The organism is Enterobacter sp. KB-280D8 (assembly GCF_041399405.1).
GTDB lineage: Bacteria > Pseudomonadota > Gammaproteobacteria > Enterobacterales > Enterobacteriaceae > Enterobacter > Enterobacter cloacae_N.
In genome coordinates, this window is record NZ_JBGKEC010000001.1 from 726,523 (window position 1) to 746,676 (window position 20,154).

The 20,154-nt window shown below is 55.3% G+C and carries 18 protein-coding genes; 4 read left to right on the forward strand and 14 right to left on the reverse strand.

All coding sequences use genetic code 11. The features are described from left to right. Positions 1 to 52: 52 nt before the first annotated feature. A complete protein-coding gene (gene mpaA / locus AB8818_RS03480; RefSeq protein ID WP_116339562.1) occupies positions 53 to 766 on the forward strand; it encodes a murein tripeptide amidase MpaA in 714 nt (237 codons plus the stop codon). On the opposite strand, the gene ycjG is transcribed toward mpaA, so the two are convergent. Beyond that, the gene (ycjG, locus tag AB8818_RS03485) at positions 757 to 1,722 is read right to left on the reverse strand and encodes an L-Ala-D/L-Glu epimerase (RefSeq protein ID WP_116339560.1); all 966 of its coding nucleotides are present in this window, start codon (positions 1,720 to 1,722) and stop codon (positions 757 to 759) included. The two genes, mpaA and ycjG, sit on opposite strands and share 10 nt — an antisense overlap. 107 nt (positions 1,723 to 1,829) lie before the next feature. Here ycjG and tpx point away from each other — a divergent pair, with 107 nt between their 5' ends. Next, positions 1,830 to 2,336 (forward strand): thiol peroxidase, encoded by a 507-nt coding sequence (gene tpx / locus AB8818_RS03490; RefSeq protein ID WP_192984239.1) that lies wholly within the window; start codon positions 1,830 to 1,832, stop codon positions 2,334 to 2,336. A gap of 275 nt (positions 2,337 to 2,611) precedes the next feature. Beyond that, positions 2,612 to 3,820 (forward strand): aldose 1-epimerase family protein, encoded by a 1,209-nt coding sequence (locus AB8818_RS03495; protein WP_371199772.1) that lies wholly within the window; start codon positions 2,612 to 2,614, stop codon positions 3,818 to 3,820. Between the two features lie 33 nt (positions 3,821 to 3,853). Here the strand turns inward: AB8818_RS03495 and tyrR are convergent, their stop codons facing one another. The 3 genes from tyrR to AB8818_RS03510 form a co-directional block, all read right to left on the reverse strand. Continuing rightward, on the reverse strand, positions 3,854 to 5,395 hold the full coding sequence (gene tyrR / locus AB8818_RS03500) for a transcriptional regulator TyrR (RefSeq protein WP_163330870.1): 1,542 nt from the start codon (positions 5,393 to 5,395) through the stop codon (positions 3,854 to 3,856). A 112-nt stretch (positions 5,396 to 5,507) separates the two neighbouring features. Continuing rightward, the gene (locus tag AB8818_RS03505; RefSeq protein ID WP_192984234.1) at positions 5,508 to 6,560 is read right to left on the reverse strand and encodes a YcjF family protein; all 1,053 of its coding nucleotides are present in this window, start codon (positions 6,558 to 6,560) and stop codon (positions 5,508 to 5,510) included. Next, positions 6,557 to 7,954: a YcjX family protein gene (locus tag AB8818_RS03510; protein ID WP_192984231.1), complete on the reverse strand. Its 1,398-nt coding sequence runs from the start codon at positions 7,952 to 7,954 to the stop codon at positions 6,557 to 6,559. The genes AB8818_RS03505 and AB8818_RS03510 overlap by 4 nt, the downstream gene beginning before the upstream one ends. Positions 7,955 to 8,109: 155 nt before the next feature. Between AB8818_RS03510 and AB8818_RS03515 the strand changes: the two genes are divergently transcribed. Next, a complete protein-coding gene (locus AB8818_RS03515; protein WP_371199773.1) occupies positions 8,110 to 9,120 on the forward strand; it encodes a LacI family DNA-binding transcriptional regulator in 1,011 nt (336 codons plus the stop codon). Between the two features lie 33 nt (positions 9,121 to 9,153). Here AB8818_RS03515 and AB8818_RS03520 read toward each other — a convergent pair whose 3' ends face one another. The 10 genes from AB8818_RS03520 to AB8818_RS03565 all read right to left on the reverse strand — a co-directional run bounded on the left by AB8818_RS03520 (position 9,154) and on the right by AB8818_RS03565 (position 20,143). Further along, positions 9,154 to 10,068, reverse strand: a complete 915-nt coding sequence (locus AB8818_RS03520; protein ID WP_116339546.1) for an OmpG family monomeric porin — start codon at positions 10,066 to 10,068, stop codon at positions 9,154 to 9,156. A 66-nt stretch (positions 10,069 to 10,134) separates the two neighbouring features. Beyond that, positions 10,135 to 11,217: an ABC transporter ATP-binding protein gene (locus AB8818_RS03525; RefSeq protein WP_061098026.1), complete on the reverse strand. Its 1,083-nt coding sequence runs from the start codon at positions 11,215 to 11,217 to the stop codon at positions 10,135 to 10,137. Between the two features lie 13 nt (positions 11,218 to 11,230). After that, on the reverse strand, positions 11,231 to 11,896 hold the full coding sequence (gene pgmB / locus AB8818_RS03530; RefSeq protein WP_192984229.1) for a beta-phosphoglucomutase: 666 nt from the start codon (positions 11,894 to 11,896) through the stop codon (positions 11,231 to 11,233). Then, positions 11,886 to 14,165, reverse strand: a complete 2,280-nt coding sequence (locus tag AB8818_RS03535; RefSeq protein WP_192984226.1) for a glycoside hydrolase family 65 protein — start codon at positions 14,163 to 14,165, stop codon at positions 11,886 to 11,888. The genes pgmB and AB8818_RS03535 overlap by 11 nt, the downstream gene beginning before the upstream one ends. Then, positions 14,159 to 15,217 carry a Gfo/Idh/MocA family protein gene (locus tag AB8818_RS03540; protein ID WP_192984223.1) on the reverse strand — a complete coding sequence of 353 codons (1,059 nt, stop codon included), beginning with the start codon at positions 15,215 to 15,217 and terminating at the stop codon, positions 14,159 to 14,161. The genes AB8818_RS03535 and AB8818_RS03540 overlap by 7 nt, the downstream gene beginning before the upstream one ends. Positions 15,218 to 15,228: 11 nt before the next feature. Further along, positions 15,229 to 16,017 (reverse strand): sugar phosphate isomerase/epimerase, encoded by a 789-nt coding sequence (locus AB8818_RS03545; protein ID WP_192984220.1) that lies wholly within the window; start codon positions 16,015 to 16,017, stop codon positions 15,229 to 15,231. Between the two features lie 17 nt (positions 16,018 to 16,034). Then, complete coding sequence (locus AB8818_RS03550; RefSeq protein WP_116339535.1) at positions 16,035 to 17,087, reverse strand: zinc-binding alcohol dehydrogenase; 1,053 nt, start codon at positions 17,085 to 17,087, stop codon at positions 16,035 to 16,037. Positions 17,088 to 17,117: 30 nt separating this feature from the next. Further along, the gene (locus AB8818_RS03555) at positions 17,118 to 17,960 is read right to left on the reverse strand and encodes a carbohydrate ABC transporter permease (RefSeq protein ID WP_151413656.1); all 843 of its coding nucleotides are present in this window, start codon (positions 17,958 to 17,960) and stop codon (positions 17,118 to 17,120) included. Beyond that, positions 17,947 to 18,828, reverse strand: coding sequence for a carbohydrate ABC transporter permease (locus AB8818_RS03560; protein ID WP_028013373.1), 882 nt, complete (start codon positions 18,826 to 18,828; stop codon positions 17,947 to 17,949). Before AB8818_RS03560 ends, AB8818_RS03555 begins: the two co-directional genes overlap by 14 nt. A 22-nt stretch (positions 18,829 to 18,850) precedes the next feature. Next, positions 18,851 to 20,143 carry an ABC transporter substrate-binding protein gene (locus tag AB8818_RS03565; protein ID WP_192984217.1) on the reverse strand — a complete coding sequence of 431 codons (1,293 nt, stop codon included), beginning with the start codon at positions 20,141 to 20,143 and terminating at the stop codon, positions 18,851 to 18,853. Positions 20,144 to 20,154 lie beyond the last annotated feature (11 nt).

A 20,154-nucleotide genomic window follows, 5' to 3' on the forward strand; every position in this document is an offset into this window, starting at 1 on the left:
CAGCGTGTTTTGCACAACACTGCCAGTAGTGCTTTCTTTATCAGGATTTCGTATGGCAACCACCCGACCGAGAGCGGAACGCGGCGCCTTTCCGCCGGGCGCTGAGCAATATGGCCGCTCGTTTTTAGGCGCATCGCTGATCTGGTTCCCCGCCCCTGACGCAGACCGCGACAGCGGCTTGATTCTTGCCGGCACACACGGGGACGAGAACTCCTCCATCGTGACGCTTTCCTGCGCGCTGCGGACGCTGACGCCTTCATTGCGACGTCATCATGTGATTCTGGCGGTAAATCCGGACGGCTGTCAGCTGGGGCTTCGCGCCAATGCGCGAGGCGTTGACTTAAACCGTAATTTTCCGGCAGCAAACTGGCGCGCCGGGGAAACGGTGTATCGCTGGAACAGCTCCGCCGAGGAGCGTGATGTGGTTCTGCTGACGGGAGATAAGCCGGGCTCAGAGCCGGAAACCCAGGCGCTGTGCCAGCTAATCCATAAGATCCACCCCGCGTGGGTGGTCTCCTTCCACGATCCGCTGGCCTGCATTGAAGATCCGCGCCACTCTGAGCTCGGCGCGTGGCTGGCAGACGCGTTCGCCCTGCCGCTCGTGACCAGCGTGGGCTATGAAACGCCAGGCTCGTTCGGTAGCTGGTGCGCCGATTTGAGCCTGCCCTGTATTACCGCTGAATTCCCGGCAATCTCGTCCGACGAAGCCAGCGAAAAATACTTAAAAGCCATGGTGGAGCTTTTGCGCTGGCAGCCTCAGAGATGAAGCACGCCGCTGGTAAAATGGAGCGCGGGTGATACGTCAACCGCCAGCCACGTCGGGCCGTCCAGATCGGCGAAACGGACCTGATTGACCAGCGGTAGCGCCGCGCCGATCGCCCGGGACGTACAGAGCATACAGCCCAGCATCAGCGAAAAACCCTGCGCCCGGGCTTCTTCCGCCAGGGCCAGTGCCTCTGTCAGCCCGCCGGTCTTGTCGAGCTTAATATTGACCATCTCGTAGCGGCCCTGCAGCTCGCTCAAACTCGCGCGGGTGTGGCAGCTTTCATCCGCACAAACGGGCAACGGATGGATAAAATTCTTCAGCGCCGCATCCTCTTTTGCTGGCAGAGGCTGCTCCAGCATGGCCACCCCCAGGTCGGCCAGCAGCTGACAGCGGGCAGCCAGCCCTTCCGGATGCCATGATTCATTGGCATCAACAATTAGCGTGGCTGCGGGTACCGCCGCGCGAATGGCGACCATTCGCTCGCTAATCAGACGATCGTCGAGCTTCACCTTCAGCAGCCGGGCCCCGGCGTCATAAAGCGCTTTTGCGCTGGCGGCCATCTGTTCCGGCTCGCCAATCACCACCGTTTGCGCGGTAGCCACCGATTCCGGCAGCGCCACGCCCAGCAATGCTGTCAGCGGTTGCTGCTGCTTCGCCGCCTCCAGGCTCCAGAGCGCGCTATCAATAGCGTTGCGTGCGGCACCGGCGGGCAAACGCTGCTGTAATGCCTCGCGCGTAAGCCCGGTTTGCAGGTCCGGCACCAGCGTCATGATATGCGCCATCACCGACGCGAGGCTTTCTCCATAGCGTGGGTAAGGCGTGCACTCCCCTACACCTTTAAAACCGTCCTCTTCGATTTCAACGACCACCACGCTGGCTTCGCTTCGGCTGCCGCGAGAGATCACAAACGGGGTATGCAATGGCCAGGCTTCTTCATAGACCTTAACGCTTCTCATCACTGACTCCTTGCGGCCCGAAAAGGCGAAAAATTTGGTTTGCCGTGTTATCCGCGGATGGCATACACTAGCCCCGACGTTAACTATATGTAAACAGGAAGATATCTATGTCACAACTCGTTCATTTCCAGGGCAACCCGGTTGCTGTTGCAGGTTCCATTCCGCAGGCTGGCAGCAAAGCGCAGGCTTTTACTCTGGTGGCTAAAGATCTGTCTGACGTCACACTGGCTCAGTTTGCGGGTAAACGCAAAGTGCTGAACCTTTTCCCGAGCATTGATACCGGGGTTTGCGCCGCCTCCGTGCGTAAGTTTAACCAGCTGGCAACTGAAATGGACAACACCGTTGTGCTGTGCATTTCTGCTGACCTGCCGTTCGCCCAGTCTCGCTTCTGCGGCGCTGAAGGCCTGAGCAACGTTATTACTCTCTCCACCCTGCGCAGCCCGGATTTCCTCGAAAATTACGGCGTCAGCATCGCCGAGGGCCCTCTGAAAGGTCTGGCAGCACGCGCGGTACTGGTTCTTGATGAAAACGACACTGTCGTCTTCAGCGAACTGGTTAATGAAATCACTACCGAGCCGGATTACACCGCCGCGCTGGACAAGCTGAAAGCATAATCATTACTTAGCATTTTATACCGCTTTTTCAAAACCTCGCTATGGCGGGGTTTTTTATTAATCGCCAGCTGAATCGTTAAAGCATTAATCAATTTGGATCACAATATTTATGCAAAATAGCATTAAGAATTCATCGATAAAGCGATCATACCCGCAAATCAATCGTTAAATATCCCTGTATTTACCCTCAGTGAGGCACATCACATTTCCCTCATCGCCAAAACATTAGATTTGCTTACGATGTTAAATAATCGTTTCAGCAAAAAGGGATAAATATGAAAATAAAACTGGCTTTAACGCTCCTTTCGGTACTGGTTTCGGGCCATGCCGCAGCTAAAACCTGGGTGCTGACAAGCGCTGAAAGCAGCGTGGAAAAAGGAAACTGGAAGATTTCCAGCGATGAGCTGAAAATTAACGATCGAACGTTCAGCATTGAGCAAAAAGTGTTGCACGGCGGCAGGCAGGAAGGCAGTAAAGTTATCGTCATCAGCAGTAAAAATGGCCTGACCATCACCTTAAGCCCGACGCGCGGGATGAACCTTCTGCATGTGGAAGGATTTGGCACCAGACTGGGCTGGAACTCGCCCGTTAAGGAGGTCGTTAACCCGGGGTATATTAATCTGGAAAGCCGAAACGGGCTTGGCTGGCTGGAAGGTTTCAACGAGATGATGGTCCGCTGTGGCTACGAATGGACTGGGCACCCGGTCACCGCTGACGGCCAGATTTACACCCTGCACGGTAAGGCAGGCAACACCCCGGCCTCTCAGGTGGAGGTAGAAATTGCTGATGCTGCCCCGCATGAAATTCGTATTCGCGGTCTCATCAAAGAAAGCACGTTTAAAAAAGCGGATCTGCAAACTATGACCGAACTGCGTTACGTTCCGGGAACCAACCAGTTCAGCCTGCATGACGTTCTGACAAACCATGCCGATTACCCTCATGATTACCAAATCATCTATCACAGCAACTTCGGGGCGCCAGTCCTCGAAGAAGGCGCGCGCTTCCTTGCCCCCGCGGCAAGCGTAAGCCCGTTCAATGATTACGCGAAAGCGGGCGTTAACGACTGGCAAACCTACGCCGGGCCGACAAAAGGCTTTGATGAGATGGTCTTTAATATCAAACCGCTCGCCGACAGCAACCACGAAACCCTCGCAGCGGTGGTGAATAAAGCCGGTGACAAAGGCGCGTCGATTCAGTTTGATACCCGCCAGCTCCCGGTGCTCACCCTGTGGAAAAATACCGATACGCCAAAACAGGGCTATGTCACGGGGATTGAGCCGGGCACCAGCTACGCCTACCCCGTCACCATTGAACGCGAGCAGAAGCGGGTTAAGCAGCTGTCGCCAGGGGCCAGCGCTCAGTTTGATCTGACCTATACCCTGCTACACAGCGCGCAGCAGGTGAAGGATGTCGAAAGCAGGATTGCGTCGATTCAGGGAGAGACAAAAACAGAAATCGTAACCACCCCGCTGGCAAAGGAATAATCATCAAAAAAGCCTCTTTACAGAGGCTTTTTGTTATTCGTCACCTTTCTTATGATTCAACCCATACTCACGTAGCTTATTTGCAATCGCGGTATGCGAGACGCCAAGACGTTTTGCCAGCTTTCGGGTGCTGGGATAGCTGCGGTACAGCTGCGTAAGCACGGAGCGCTCAAAGCGGCTGGTGATATCATCCAGCGAGCCTTCCATCGCCTCTTCGCCTACCGACACCGTCCCGGCGTCGTAATCCGGCAACAGGATATCCTGGGGGCGCAGTTCATAGCCTTCCAGCTGGGTCAGCGCACGATAAACGGCGTTTTTAAGCTGACGGATGTTGCCCGGCCAGCCGTAGCGCATGAGCACCGTGCCGAGATCGGCAGACAGCTTCGGACGCGGTACCCCCTGCTCGTCGGCAAAGCGGGCCACAAACAGCTCCGTTAGCGGCATGATGTCCTGCGGACAGTCACGCAACGGCGGAATGTTCAGCGTCAGGACGTTAAGGCGGTAATAGAGATCCTCACGGAAGATCCCCTTTTGCACCAGCTCCACCAGGTTTTTCTGGGTGGCGCAGATAACGCGCACGTCCACATGAACTTCGTGATCCTCTCCGACGCGGCGGAAGGTCCCGTCGTTCAGGAAGCGCAGCAGTTTGGCCTGCATACGCGGCGACATTTCGCCGATTTCATCCAGCAGCACGGAGCCGCCGTTGGCCTGCTCGAAGAACCCTTTCTTGCCTTCCGGCGCGTGACCAAACAGCTCGCTTTCAACAGCATCTTCCGGAATCGAGGCACAGTTAAGTGCCAGATACGGTTTTGCCGCACGCGGGCTTGCCAGGTGCACGGCGTGCGCCAGCAAATCTTTCCCGGTACCGGTATCGCCGGTAATCAGCAGCGGCGCGGTCAGGCTGGCAAGCTTGCGCGCCTGGTCAACCACATGGCGCATTTTCGGGCTGACGGCAATAATCTGGCTGAACGCGCCGACATCCTGGCTGGAGAGGTTTTGCAGCTGGCGACCCATGCGCAGCGTCGAGCGCAGCATGATCACCGAACCGGTCAATACGCGGGTGTCTCCTTCTCCTTTCAGATAGACCGGGGTGATCTCCATCAGGAAATTCTGCCCGTTTATCACCACGTGCTCGCTATGCGTATTCTGCGGATTGCTGTCCAGCCAGCGCTGGAAGTTAAAACCGGGGATCAGCTGCGCGGCGTGGTGGTTGCTGAGCTTCTCCTGGCTCTGCGCGAAAAGCTGGCAGCTCGCGTGGTTAACGCGCTCGACTTTACTTTTCAGATCCAGAGAGAGGAACGGCTCAGGCATCGCTTCAAGCAGCGCGCTCAGGGCGAGGTGCTCACGTTCGGAGGGCATCCAGGGGATGGTGCGTACATCCGTAACGCCAGCGATACGGCGGATTTCCGCCATCAGGCTGCTGAAGGTGTTAAATTCAATTTCGGCAAAATTGAGGTAAATTCGCCCGACAGGATCGATCTCAATGCCACGTAAATCAATGCTACGTAAAACAAGAAGATCGAGTAACTCGCGGGTCAGACCGAGACGGTCTTCACAGAAGACTTCAAGACGCATGGGAAATTCACCGTTTTAAGCCAATAACCTTAAAATGATATGTCAGAACACGGTGAACCGGAAGATGGCTGTCAACAAATATTGACAGCCAGCACGATTAATGAACAACGCCTCACGGAGCCGGCTTTTTATTGAGCGTATTTTTCAGCTGACCGATCAGTTCACGCCTGAAATCCCCCAGCCGCGGCTTATCGCCATCAATCCACGGCAGCGGTCGGCACACCTCCATCGCTTTGATACCCAAACGCGCCGTCAGTAAGCCCGCGCCAATGCCCTGAGCGGCACGGGCGGAGAGACGCGCCGCCAGATCCTGCGACATCCAGTCCATTCCCACTTCGCGCACCAGCTCGCTCGCGCCCGCAAAGGCGATATTGAGCAGGACCAGTTTGAACAGCCTGAGCCGGCTGTAGTAACCCAGCTCTATGCCGTAAAGGTTCGCGATACGGTTGATGAGGCGCAGGTTACGCCAGGCGATAAAGGCCATATCCACCAGCGCCAGCGGGCTGACGGCAATCATCAGCGTAGACTCCGCCGCCGAGCGGCTAATCTCGCGTCGCGCCTGCGCATCCAGTACCGGCTGAACCATATGGGAATAGAGCGTGACCACCTCCCGGTCATTCTGGGTTTCATGGATGGCGGCATACCAGCGCTGAAGCGCCGGATGTGACTGATCGATACCGGCCTGGCTGGCCAGTTTTTCGCAGAAGGCGCGGCCTTTGCCGGTGCCGTGGCTGTGGAGAAGATCCCGCGCTTCATCACGCTCGTGCGCGCGCTGTCGCAAACGCCAGAGGCGGCGCCACTCGGTGGCAACCGACCCGATACCCGCCCCCACGATGAGCGCGCCCGCGGCACAACCGCCCAGCGCGACCCAATCCTGGGTTTGCCAGGCGTTCATCGCCCACTGCACGCCCTGCCCGACCACGCTGACGCCAAACAGCGCAAGACCGGCGGTGACCATCTTGCGCCACAGGCTGCGTTTCGGGCGCAGAGCGGCTTCCACGACCGCCTCCGCCGGACCTTCCTCAACGGCGGGATCGTCCGGCAGCGCCGGGGCAAAGTTCTCCGCCTGCGCGCCGCTGAACGTCTGCGCCGTTTTAAAGGCGTCCTGACGATCAGGTTCAAGCGTTCCGGAAAAGTCTATGCGCGGTTTTAACGGTTCCGTCATCGCAATTTATCTCCAATCAAAAACTCCAACGCCGCATCCAGACGGATGTGCGGTAACGGCCGATCGACGCTCATGGTCTGAGGGCGGAAGGCTTCAAACTGGAAGCCCTGGCTCTGCCAGAAGGCCTGGCCCGGCAGCCGCGCGGGGACTTCGCCGGGATAGACGGTGAGCGGCTCGCCGTCACTGAGCCGGTTCCCGCGTAATGCCGGTATTTTCTCGCCGTTAAGGTCAATCAGGCCGCTTTGCGTCGCCTGCACCGATGCGAGCCCGAGGCAATCCATACTGATGCCTTCAAACGCGGCGTTTTGCCAGGCGTCCTGCACCAGCTGCTGCAGCAGAGAAACCATGTTGGCGTGCTGATCGACCGTAACGTGATCGGCTTTTGTGGCTGCAAACAGCAGCTTGTCGATCACCGGTGAGAACAGACGACGGAACAGCGTCCGCTGCCCGTAGTGGAAACTCTGCATCAGCTGCGTCAGCGCGAGGCGCATATCGTTAAATGCCTGCGGCCCGCTGTTGAGCGGCTGCAGGCAATCCACCAGCACAATCTGGCGGTCGAAACGTAAAAAGTGGTTTTTATAAAAACCTTTGACCACCTTTTCACAGTAGTAATTGTAACGCTCGCGCAGCATTCCGGCGTTCGTGTGTTTGTCTGCCTGCGCCAGCTTCGACTCGCCTGCGCCGTCCACGTCCGGCCACGGGAAGAACTGCAGCGCGGGCGCGCCTGCTAAATCACCCGGCAAGACAAAACGGCCCGGCTGGATAAAGTGCAGCCCTTCCTGTTTGCACTGGTGCAGATAGGCCGTCCAGGCTTCAGCAATGGTCGCCAGACGGTTTTCATCCGCAGGCGCCAGCGGATCCAGGCCTTCGCACAGCTGTCGCCACTTCGTCGACCACTCTGCGCGTTGCCCCTGCAACAAGCCTGTCATCTGACGAGACCAGCTGAGGTAGTCCTGCCCCAGCATCGGCAGGTCGAGCAGCCATTCGCCAGGATAATCGACGATTTCCAGATACAGGGTGGAGGTATCCTTAAAGTGACGTAGCAGCGATTCATTAGAACGAAAGCGCAGCGCAAGGCGAATTTCACTGACGCCTCGCGTCGGCGTCGGCCACGCGGGCGGATCGCCGTAAAGCTGCGCCAGTCCTTCGTCGTAGGTAAAACGCGGTATGCCAAAATCACGCTGAGGGACGCGCTTAACGCCCAGCAGACGCTCTTCCCGCACGGCGCTGAGCAACGGCAGGCGCGCGCCGGCGTGCAGGTTCAGCAACTGGTTTACCATCGCGGTGATGAACGCCGTCTTACCGCTGCGGCTCAGGCCGGTGACGGCCAGACGCAGATGTCGATCAACGCCGCGGTTCACCAGTGAGTTGAATTCGTTCTTAAATCGCTTCATCGCCATCCTTCATTGCCCGGAAGCCTGGAATGTATGGCTTCAGAATACAATAAATGGGGGCAGATCGTTGATTATCAATTCTTATTTATTGCTATTGCCGTTTTCTCTCCAGTAAGATGAACCACATTGCTGTCAGTCCGGAGTGAGTAAGGTGTATGTCACCCACCATCTATGATATCGCACGGGTTGCGGGCGTATCGAAATCAACCGTTTCCCGAGTTCTGAATAAACAAACGAATATTTCCCCTGAAGCGCGAGACAAAGTGCTGAAGGCGATAGACGAATTAAATTATCAGCCCAACAAACTGGCCCGCGCCCTGACCTCTTCTGGCTTCGATGCCATTATGGTTATTTCGACCCGCTCGACCAAAACCACAGCCGGTAACCCTTTTTTCTCCGACGTTCTTCATGCCATTACGGCGAAAGCGGAAGAAGAAGGATTCGACGTTATTTTACAAACCTCGAAAAGCAGTGAGGACGATCTGCAGAAGTGCGTGGGAAAAATAAAGCAGAAGATGATCAAAGGGATCATCATGCTGAGCTCACCGGCAAACGAATCTTTTTTCACCACGCTGGACGAATACGGTGTGCCCGTAGTGGTTATTGGGAAAGTAGAAGGTAAGTTCCAGAATATTTATTCTGTTGATACGGACAATTTCCACGACAGCGCTATTTTGGTCGATTCGTTTATTAAACATGGACGAACAAAAATTGCCTGTCTGCATGCCCCGCTCGATTATCACGTTTCTATCGATCGCCTTGCTGGCTATAAATCCAGCCTTGAGAAGCAGGGTATCGCCATTAACCCGGATTGGGTCATTGATGGCGGATATACCCATGAAAGCGCGCTTCAGGCAGCCTGCAAATTACTCTCGTCCGATAACCCGCCCAATGCCGTTTTTGCCACAGACAGCATGAAATTGCTGGGTCTTTATCGGGCAGCGGATGAGTTAAATCTGATGGTTCCCGAGCAGGTTGCCATGGCAGGATACTGCGATCCGATGCTGTCTCTCGTATTAACTCCTGCTCCCGGTGGGTTTGATATCCCGACGAGAAAGCTCGGCGAAGAGAGCTGCAACGTGTTATTTAAGCGTATTGCGGGTAAACCTGCGCCGCATAAGGTATTGGTTGAAACGCATTTTTCGGATGCAGCGTCCTTGCGCTAAAAACCAGGGGCAATCGCCCCTGGTAAAACGTTATCAGAACGCGTAGTTCACGCCGACACCCGCATAGTGGAAGCGATCGCTCTCACCTTCATCGTGGTTTTCCCATTCGTAGGCATATTCCAGCGTCATGGATAAACCGTTGTTAAAATCATAGGCGTACAGCATACCCAGACGGTTGAAATCATGCCCTTCACGCGCTGGATCGTCCTGCCAGTCCCAGTTTGACCAGCGATCGAGACCCAGTCGGGTATAAGGCGTTAACGTCGTCTGGCCTAACGAAATCGGCAGATAGGCACGAATTTCCTGGGTAGAAAACTCGCCGTTATTGCGCGAGCTGTCCATATTGAAGCCGCGCTCTAAATAGTAATTCACCTTGGCGGAGACGGTTTCATTAATAGTCCAGGTAAAGCCCGTTTCAGTCTCGACGCGGCTGTCAGAATAACCGGTTTTTTCCAGATCGTTGGCAAACTGGTACATGGCAAACCAGCCGCCAAAGCGCCAGTCGTCGGTTAATTTAATATCCCAGTCAGGCTGAACTTTGTAGCGCTGCATATTAGCGCTGCCGTCTTTGGCACCGTGCTCATCTTTAAAGTGATAACCATAATTGCGGAAGCCACCGGTCAGACCGAAAGTAAAATCATCGGTGCCGATAAAGCGATAGCGTAATTCAAATTCCGGGCGATCGAAATAGGTACCACGCGTCATGCTGCTATAATCAACCGGTCCTTCCTGATACATTGCCAAAGAGATCGTCCAGGCATCCCATGTTGCATTAAACCACACGGAAGGTTCATATAATCCATCTTTATCGTCGCCCTGACCTTCGACGTTTTCAATTTCATACATGGCACCGATATTAAACGCCCACTGCTTTGCGGATTCTGTTGCTTGCGCGCAGCTAACCCCTGCGCACAGAACGAGCGCAGCACTTCTTAGTAGAGTACTCATTAAATATTCCCTTTATAATTAACAAACAAAAAAACCGGAAATTTGCATTTCCGGCAAACACCTTTCTTATCTAATAGCCGCTTCGGTATCGGCGTCGAAGAAATGGCACTTATTCATATCGAACTGAATGCCGATAGTATCTCCGGCTACATAGTCATTGGCCGCGCCCGCACGGACAACCAGTTCATGGCCGCCCACGGTGGCATAAAGCATAAATTCGGCTCCGGTAAGCTCGGCGACGCTGACTTTCGCCGTGATATCTTCTCCGCTGCTCTGCAGGGTGAGAATATCTTCCGGACGGATCCCGAAGACGACCGCTTTACGCTGGTAACCTTGCGCATTCAACTCGGCCAGCTTGTCCTCAGGGATCTCCAGACGCAGCGTTTCCGTTACGAAATAGCGATCGTCGATAGCGCCACGAATGAAGTTCATCGCCGGAGAGCCAATGAACCCTGCGACAAACATATTTGCCGGCTCGTTGTATACCTGCTTCGGCGCACCCACCTGCTGAATGATGCCGTCTTTTAGGATCACGATGCGGGTCGCCATCGTCATGGCTTCCGTCTGGTCGTGCGTTACATAGATCATGGTGGTGTTAAGCTTCTGGTGCAGCTTGCTGATTTCGGCACGCATCTGCACACGAAGCTTGGCATCGAGGTTGGATAACGGCTCATCCATCAGGAAGACGCCCGCTTCACGCACGATCGCCCTGCCCAGCGCCACGCGCTGGCGCTGACCACCCGATAAAGCACCGGGTTTACGCTTCAGATATTCACGTAACCCCAAAATCTGCGCCGCCCAGTTAACGCGCTCTTCAATCACCGCGGGCGCTATTTTTTGCATTTTCAGGCCAAACGCCATGTTGTCGTAGACCGTCATATGCGGATAAAGCGCGTAGTTCTGGAATACCATCGCAATATCGCGAGACTTGGCGGGCACGTCATTCATGCAAACGCCGTCGATAATCAGTTCACCCGCGCTGATCTCCTCAAGACCGGCAATCATTCGCAGTGTGGTGGATTTACCGCATCCCGACGGACCGACGAAAACAATAAACTCTTTGTCTTCAATTTCGAGGTTGAAATCTTTAACCACGTGGACCTGGTTATCATAGATTTTCTGAATATGTTTCAGAGACAGTTGAGCCATAATTTATTCCTTATCAATACGCCCGGGACGCCCAGAAATCTGTCAGGCATTTCCAGGTCAATTCCCGCGTTGAATGAAGTTGTAATCCCGCATGGTTAAGGCCAGGCCCAATCCCGACCGACAGCATTCCTGAGGCGTTGATTGCTTCAACACCCGCAGCGGCATCTTCAATGCCGATGGCCTCTTCAGGGCGCACATTCAGCCCCGCACAGGCCGCAAGAAAGATCTCCGGGTCCGGCTTTGAGCGGCGAATGCGGGAAGCATCAGCGCAAAAATCGAAGGCCCGATCGATGCCCAGCGCGTGCAAAATCCCTGGGGCATTGAGCGATACGGATGCCAGCCCAATTTTGACCTTCGCGGCACGGATCTCCGCCAGCACGTCGCGGATCCCCGGCAGCAGAGAATCCTGCGTTAGTGATGCCAGCGACTGGACGTAAAGCGCGTTTTTTTTCGTCGCAAGCGCCAGGCACTGCTCCTCGCTAAACATCCCCGTTTTATCGCCATGCTTGAGAATGCGCTGGAGGGAATCCATGCGGCTTATCCCCTTCAGCTGTTCGTTAAAAACTTCATCAAAGGTGATGCCAATGTCTTCCGCCACGGCGCGCCACGCCAGAAAGTGGAGATGTGCGGTATCGGTGATCACACCGTCCAGATCGAATACGACAGCCTTAAGCGTCATGGTGCCCCTCCGTGGTAGCGGTCCCAAATGCGAATGCAGAAAAGTCCTTACAGGCGCAAACTTTTCGCTCCGATACGTGCAGCGTTTTGCCCCACAGCGTCAGCGTGGCAGGTGCCGTGGTTTCAATGGTTAACACCTCGTTTTCATAGGTGAAGTGCATGGTTGCGTTCCGCCACCGCAGCGGGAAAGCGAGTTTCTGCCAGTGAGCAGGCAGTTTCGGCGCGAGATGCAGTTCCCCTTCAATGATTTGCAGGCCAGCAAACCCCTGAATTGCGCCAGACCAGATCGCACCGGTGGCCGCGGCATGAATGCCCTCATCGCTGCTGTGCGGATCGTCGCCCAAATCAATGGCGATACCGTCGCGCCAGAAGGCATAGGCCCCCTGCGTGTCACCGCAGCGCGCGAGGACAATCCCGTGAATGGCCTTGCTCAGGGATGAGTCATGGATCGTGCGTGGCTCATAGAACGCCAGATTGGTGGCGCATTGCTGTGGCGTAAACCGCTCCGGCAACAGGTAGTTAAGCATCACCACATCGGCCTGCTTAAGGATCTGCATCTCGTTCACTTCCGCGCGGGAATAATCGAGCAGAATCGTCTGTTTACCCGCTTTGGCTTTGTAGCGGCTCAGATCGATGGCAGGTTTAGACATGAAGGTATCATCCTGCGGGATCACACCGTCTGCATCAGCCTCTGGCAGCCATAAGCGCGCCAGGAACTGCGTGGCATTCTCCGTAAAACGCGTATCCTCACGCTCAAACATCGCCATAAACTGGCGCGCGCAGGCAACGTTGTGCCAGGCCAGATAGTTGGTGTAGGCGTTGTTGTTCACGTGCTCGGTGTATTCGTCCGGTCCGATCACGTCATGGATTTCCAGACGACCATTGATTTCAGTGGCGCGTCCCATCCAGAACAAGGCCGTTTCCATCAGCAGCGTCAGGCCTTCATTACGCATAAAGGCATCATCGTGCGTCGCCTGCCAGTAAGTGACGACGGCCCAGGCGATATCTGCCACGATGTGATGTTCAGCGAGTGCGGAAGCCACCTTCTGGCGTACCCCGGTGCGGATGTTAATCGCCGCGAACTCTGGCGTCTCTTCCTCTCCGCTTGCGGCGCTTTCCCATGGGAACAGCGCGCCAGGCCAGCCGTTACGACGGGCTTTTTCCCGGGCGCCTGAGAGATTAAGCCAGCGATAGCGCAGAAGGCTACGGGCAATCTGCGGGCGGGTAAACAGATGGAAAGGCAGCAGGAAAATTTCGGTATCCCAGAAAACGTGGCCTTTATAACCCTCTCCCGTCAGCCCTTTTGCAGCAATACTGCTTCGCTCATCATGGGCAGGCGTCATCGTGGTCAGATGCCAGACAGCATAATCCAGCGCCATCTGATCCTGATGTTCAGCGGAAGCCACCTCCACCCGAGCGTCACGCCAGACGTCTTTCCAGGCATACGCTGAGCTTTCAAGCAACGCGTCGTAACCTCTTGCCGCAGAGACTTTGAGATCGGCCAGTGCGTTGCGTGCAAAAGACTCCTGCGACAGCGATTTATCACTGCGATGCGTCAGCCAGACGATTTTCTCAAGCGTGACAGTGTCACCCTGAGCAATCGTCAGCGAATGGTGAACGCTGAGACGACGATTTTTGGCGGTGAAGCAGCTGTCGCTCTTCGCTGAGAGCTGACAAAACGCCGAAACAACAACCTCTGACGCCCGATCCTGCGTTTCATACACGCCCTGCATGTAGTGCTGGTCAAAAACCCTGACCGAGATTTCATCCAGATGCTGTCTGCCGCTGTTCGTTTGCGTTGCGTCGATGCCGGTTTTCAGCACCGCGTGCGTGGCGTCATCAAGAGGCGTGATCGAGAGCTGCATAGCCACTAAAGGCAACTGGTCCAGCGACACAAAACGACGGCTCTCCAGCCTATAGTGCTTCCCGTTGGGTGAACGCCAGACCACGTTACGATGCAGCTCGCCGTTCGCAAAGGCCAGTTCGCGCTGCCACTCAAGGATTTCCCCTGAAAGGAGGGTGAAATTGATGCCATCCAGCTCAACATCAATCCCGGTGATATCCGGCAGATTGACCAGCTCAGTGGTCTCATTGCGCCCCGCGCGATGATACAGCCCCGCGAGATACATGCCTCTGGTCTGCTGGGTGTAATCTTCTTCGTGCACAGCGCGAATGCCCATGTAGCCATTGCCGGTGGCCATGACAGAGGCATATTTATTCAGGCTGTGAGGACAAAAGCCCGGATCGGTTAATACAGACACGTTCAGCATAATGTCACGCTTTCCCCTGTTTCTGCTGATTCATACAGCGCGGCGACAAGCTGCTGAATAACCAGTCCCTGTTCTGCATCGGCAATCATGACGGGCTCTCCCTGCACATGGCGCACGAAGGCATCCATGCTGCGCAGATGGCGCTGATCGTCCGCCTCTTCGCGCTGGGTAACGGTTTCTAAAACACCGGCTTCGTCGTTGTAGATGTGCGCCGGGAACAGCGTTGCACCCGCCTTTTCTCCGCAGAAAGAGACGTTCATGATGGACTGCTCGCGAATGTTAAGCGCAAAGGAGGTGTCCAGACGCAGAATGCCGCCGTTGCAGAATTCAATCGTGCCAAACAGGGCATCTTCCACGGTAAATTGCGCAGGATCCCACTCGCCAAACTGACCGGCGCTTTTACGGTTTCCCAGCCTCTGGAAGCTGTGCGCGGTCACCCGTTTTACCGCCGGGAAACCCAGAACATACATTGCGGCGTCAAGCATATGAATGCCGATATCAATCAGCGGTCCGCCACCCTGTAACGATTTGTTGGTAAAAACGCCCCATCCCGGTACGCCGCAGCGGCGCAGCGCCTGCGCCGAGGTAAAGTAAACTTCACCGAGCGTCCCGTTCATTACCGCATCACGCAGCAGTTGGGTATCCAGGGCAAAGCGATGGTGAAAATCGTACGCCAGGACTTTTCCTGCCTTGCGCGCCGCGATGCGCATCTGGTCGGCCTGTTCCGACGTCATCGCCGGGGGCTTTTCACACATAACGTGGCAACCTGCTGCAAGGGCCGCCATCACGTGTTCAAAATGGAACCGGTTAGGCGAACAGACGCTCACCACATCCGGTTTTACTGCCTGCAACATCTCGTGAGCGTCCTGCCATGCCGATGGAATAGCATAACGTTCCGCGAACGCCTGTGCCTGCTCAAGGCGGCTGTCCATGACAGCCACCATTTGAACATCACTGCGCGTGGCGTAATACGAGGCATGCACTTTGTCCGCGACCTGCCCGGCGCCAATAATGGCGACGCGCAGAGGCGAAGGTGTAGAAGCACTCATCACGCTCGTCATCCTTAGCATTCACGCAAATAAGTGAGAGAGTCCTGATAAGCCTTAGCCGGATCCTCGGCGCGAACACGGCATTCATATACCACGTATCCCTGATAGTTATCGGCACGCAGCTGGTCGAACAGGCTGGCAAAATCAAGGCTGCCGCTGCCTGGCTGATAGCGATGATTATCTGCAATGTGCACATGACCCAGCAGATCGCGGTTCTGATGCAGCGCGTCCGTCAGCGAGTCTTCTTCAATGTTCATATGATAGAAGTCGCCGATGATCTGCACGTGCTTCAGGCCGTTCTCTTCGATATAACGACGCGCTTCTGCCAGGGTGTTGATCATATGATCCTGATAGCGGTTCAGCGGTTCCAGGTAGACGGTAGTACCGGTGCGCGCCGCCACCTCATCCAGCCAGCGCAGCGAGGCGCTAACCGCTTTGCGGTCACCGTCGAGGCTGCGTGGGGAGGTCATTGGCGGCAGACGGAAGGTAAACATCCCCCAGGCAGCAGGCACGATAATGCCCTTTCCGCCGACTTCCGCCAGCGCTTCCAGAATGCGTTCGATCTGCTGTAACCCGTTCAGTCGGCGTTCTTCGATGAAATCACCGATCCAGCCATCGTATCCGCCACATGCTGTCGTCACCGGCAGACCAGTGGCTTTGATAGCGGCTTTCACTTCGTCGAGGTTTTCAACCAGCAGGCGGCCGTCAATTTCGTAGCCATCAAAGCCCATTGCTTTGATGTACTCGAATTTTTCCATAATGCTGGACGGGAAAAAAGCCTGGTTTTGTGTTGCGATCTTCATGATTTGCTGTCCTTAGCTTAAAAAGTGACGCCCATTTTGATACTGAGTTCCGGGTGCTGATCGACATACTTCATATAGCTCTCCGGGCTGGTGGCGAAGGTCACGACCGGGTCGATCAGATCTTCACAATTCAGATAACCGTTCATCAGCAATTCCCAGCAGGTCTCTTCGATACGCTTGCGGCTCCAGCGCGGATAGTCCGGGTTGGGTTCACTGCAGGCGCGGGAGAAGACAATCTTCGCGTTGTTGAAATGCGCTTCGCGGCCGAGGTTGAAACCCGCGGCAAACGGCTTGGCGAACGCCACGTAGGAGATGGTTCCGCCATAGGCGAGTCCGCGCAGCGCAGACTGCAGTGCATCCGCAAACCCGCTGGTTTCGATGATCACGTCTGCGCCCTGCTTGCCGGTCAGCTTTTTGATTTCCAGACCCACATCGGTACCGATTGGATTCAGGCAGTGGTCAGCACCGTGACGACGAGCGATCTCACAGCGGTGTTCAATCGGATCAACGCCGATAACCACTGACGCACCGGCTTTTTTCGCCAGCTGAATCGCAATCTGCCCGATGGCTCCCAGACCGACCACGACAACAAAGTCGCCCACGCGGACGTTGGCATCACGCACGCCGCTCATGGCGAACTGCGCCGGATCGTAGCAAACGGCATTCTTCCAGGACGCGCCCTGCGGCATTTTACGCAGCTTATAGTTGTTCACCGCGTTAACGATGACCGTCTCCTGCAGCGGGCCGTAGCAGCAGACGCTGTCGCCGACCTGGTATTCCGTCACGTCTGCACCGCATTCAATAATGTCGCCAACGATCATGTTGCCCAGCTGGAACTTACCGAATTCGATACCGCGCGCAGCGCCCTCTTCACGCGGAGTGAACATCTGCCACTCTGCGTTGAACTCTTCATCAATAAACGGGCTTGCCGCGCGGAAATCCACGACTTCCGTTCCGTGCTTCGGGGCGCCAAAGCGGGCGCGAATTTTCACTTCATGTGCTTCCACAGCACGGTCTTCATATTCCACCAGCGCCGCCACGCGTGGCGCTGTCGCAACTAACTTCTTCATAACTTGCTCCTGATAAAAAAATTGGCCGCCTTAGCCCTTGACGCCACCGGCGGTCAAACCACTTTTAATAAAACGTTCAGAGAGTGCGTACATGATGACCACCGGAAGCGCCGTCACCAGCGATGCCGCCATCATGCGACCCCAGATATAATCTGGCGTACTAAAGAGCGTGTTCAGCCCGACCGGCAGGGTAAAGTTGCTGGCACTGGACAGGAAAATGGAGGCAAACAGGTAGTCGTTCCATGCCACCATGAAGCAGTAAACAAACACCGACACGAGACCGGAAATGGCCAGCGGCACGGTAATGCGGAAGATGATTTGCAGTCGGTTCAGACCATCCATCATCGCGGCCTCTTCTATTTCGTCCGGAATGGTGTCGAAATAGCTGCGCAGCATGAATACCGCCGTAGGCAATGTCTGGGTCACCATGGTGATGATCAGCGCCAGTTCAGTGTCATAAATGCCGAGCGCGGTAATGATTTTGAACAGCGGCACCACCAGCAATATCCCGGAGAACATATAGACGGTGTAGAAGCTCGCATTGATCGTCGTGCGTCCTTTAAAACGCAGCTTGGACAAGGCGTAAGCGCCCAGCGTGCCGAGAAACACCGCAATTACCGAAGACGTCAGCGACACCACCATGCTGTTGCGGAAGTAATCCACAAACGGGAAGATCAGCGGGTTAAAGATGTCGACATAATGCTGAAGCGTCCACGCCTGCGGCAGAATAGTCGGATTCAGCGATATGGCCTCTTTCGCGCTCTTGAATGACGTCATCAGCATCACGAAGAACGGGAACAGCGTGATAATCAGAAATACCGCCAGCCCCAGATAGAAACCAATACGGCCCAGTATGCGTTTATTTGTTGCCATTGAGGTTTACCCTTTTTCTGGTCAGCAGAATGACGGCGAAGATGATCACAAACAGCACAACGGAAATGGCGGCTGCTTTACCCAGATCGTTGAATGCAAAGGCGGTTTTATAGAGATACACGCCCAGAATATCGACCTTCGTGGTCAGCAGATAAACATCCGCAAACATGTAGAACATCCAGATAGTTCGCAGCGTGACCACCGTTGCCAGCACAGGCATGATGGCGGGCAACGTGACGATACGGAAACGCTGCCAGGCGTTTGCCCCATCCATCTCTGCCGCTTCGTACAACGATTTATCAATGGTCTGCAAAATTGCCAGGAATGAGATAAAGGCATACGGGAAGTAACGCCAGATGGCGAACAGCACCACCAGCACAAAGCTGCTGCCAGGGTTGTCGAACCAGAGCGGCGCCTGGTCATACAGATGCAGCAGATCGACGCCCAAATAGTTCACAATGCCGTAGCCGTTGTTGAACATGTATTTCCAGGCAAACACCAGGGAAATAGACGGCGTCACGTAGGATAAAATCACCAGCGAACGCGCCGTCTTACGCAGACGAAACTCACGGTTAAAGAAGATGGCGACGGCAAGCCCCAGCCCGGTGCTGCCGAGCACGACCAGCGCCGTATACCAGAACGTCATCCACAGTGAATGCCAGAACGCAGCATCCCCCAGAATGCGGATGTAGTTATCCAGGCCGACGAACACCGCATCAATACGCGGGTTAAGCGGCAGACGTAAGAAACTGATTTCAATATTGGAAATCATTGGCCAGGCCACCAGGCCCCCCAGCAAAATCAGGCTGGGGGCCAACAGCAGCATGGCGAAAGGCATATCTGAACGACCAGAAAACAACGTCTTCATAATTTCCTTCCGCAGAGCGCTCCTATCGTTGTGAAATCAGGTCAGTCAGTCGCTTTTGGCTCTTGCTAAGCGTTGCGCTGAGATCTTGTTTACCCACAGTGACGTTATGCACCATGGAGCTGATAATGCCGGAGCCTGTCACATCGCCCATGCGCGTGAAGTTTTTGTCGCCGACAGCGCCAAATACCTGCACGTTCGGAAACTGGGCGATCAGCTCATAAGGCAGTTGCCCAAACGCTTTAATCACGTCGTTGTTTTTCCAGGTGTCCGTGCCTACCACCAGCGTGTTCACCGGCAGCGCCGCGCCCGGCGACATCATGACCCAGTCGGTTGCGTTTTGAGCCTGCTCCATCCACGTCACAAACTTTTCAGCCGCTTGCGTTTCTTCTTCGGTTTGGCCGGTGGTGATCGTCAGCGACGTGACCATGCCGTAAACGGCAGAGGACTTTTCTGTAGGCACGACGAAGCCAAGGTTGGCAGGGTTACCATCCTGGAATACTGCCGGCAGGATGTAGGTGGAATAGACGGCCATCGGTGCAGAACCGTTCATGAAGGCATCTTTGATCTCCATGACGTCGTTCGAGCCCGGCATGGTGGTCGCGGCCAGCGTTTTATAGAACGCCAGTGCTTTCGCCATTTCAGGGGTATCAATTTCAACGTTTCCGTTGGCATCAAAAACGTTCGCGCCGCCGGACAGAGCAAACTGAGAGAACGCCTGCTCGGTCATGACGCTTTCCGCGGTGGGCAGTGCAATGCCGTAATGTTTCCTGGCCGGGTCGTTAAGTTTCTGGCTGGCGTTCAGCAGCTGTTCCCAGTTATGCGGCTCCTGGATACCTGCGGCGGCAAGCACATCTTTGTGATACCAGACGCCGGACAGCCAGGCACTCATCGGCACCCCCGTCCAGGCTGTACCGTCTTCGGTACGCACAACGCGCAGGATCCCGTCATAGAAGGTCTTTTCACCTACCGCTTTAATGACGTCACCGACAGCCTTGCGATCCAGCAGCTGTTCCTTATCCATGACTTTCGCGTAATCATGGCTGACTTCAATCACTTCAGGCAGCGCGCCCGTTCTGGCGAGCGTAATCACCTTGGTGTTGTAGGCGTCTTCTTCCACCGGTACCTGCTTCACCGTAATGCCAGGGTTTTCTTTCTCGAATTTTTCGATCAGTTTCGTAATAACCGCCTGACGCTCCTGCTCTACTGACGAGTGCATGAACTCAATGGTCACAGCAGACGCTTTATCATCCTTACAGCCTGATAACAGGGCGCACGAAACCAGCGCTGATAACAGCACAATTTTGGGCATTTTCATTTTAGGGTCCT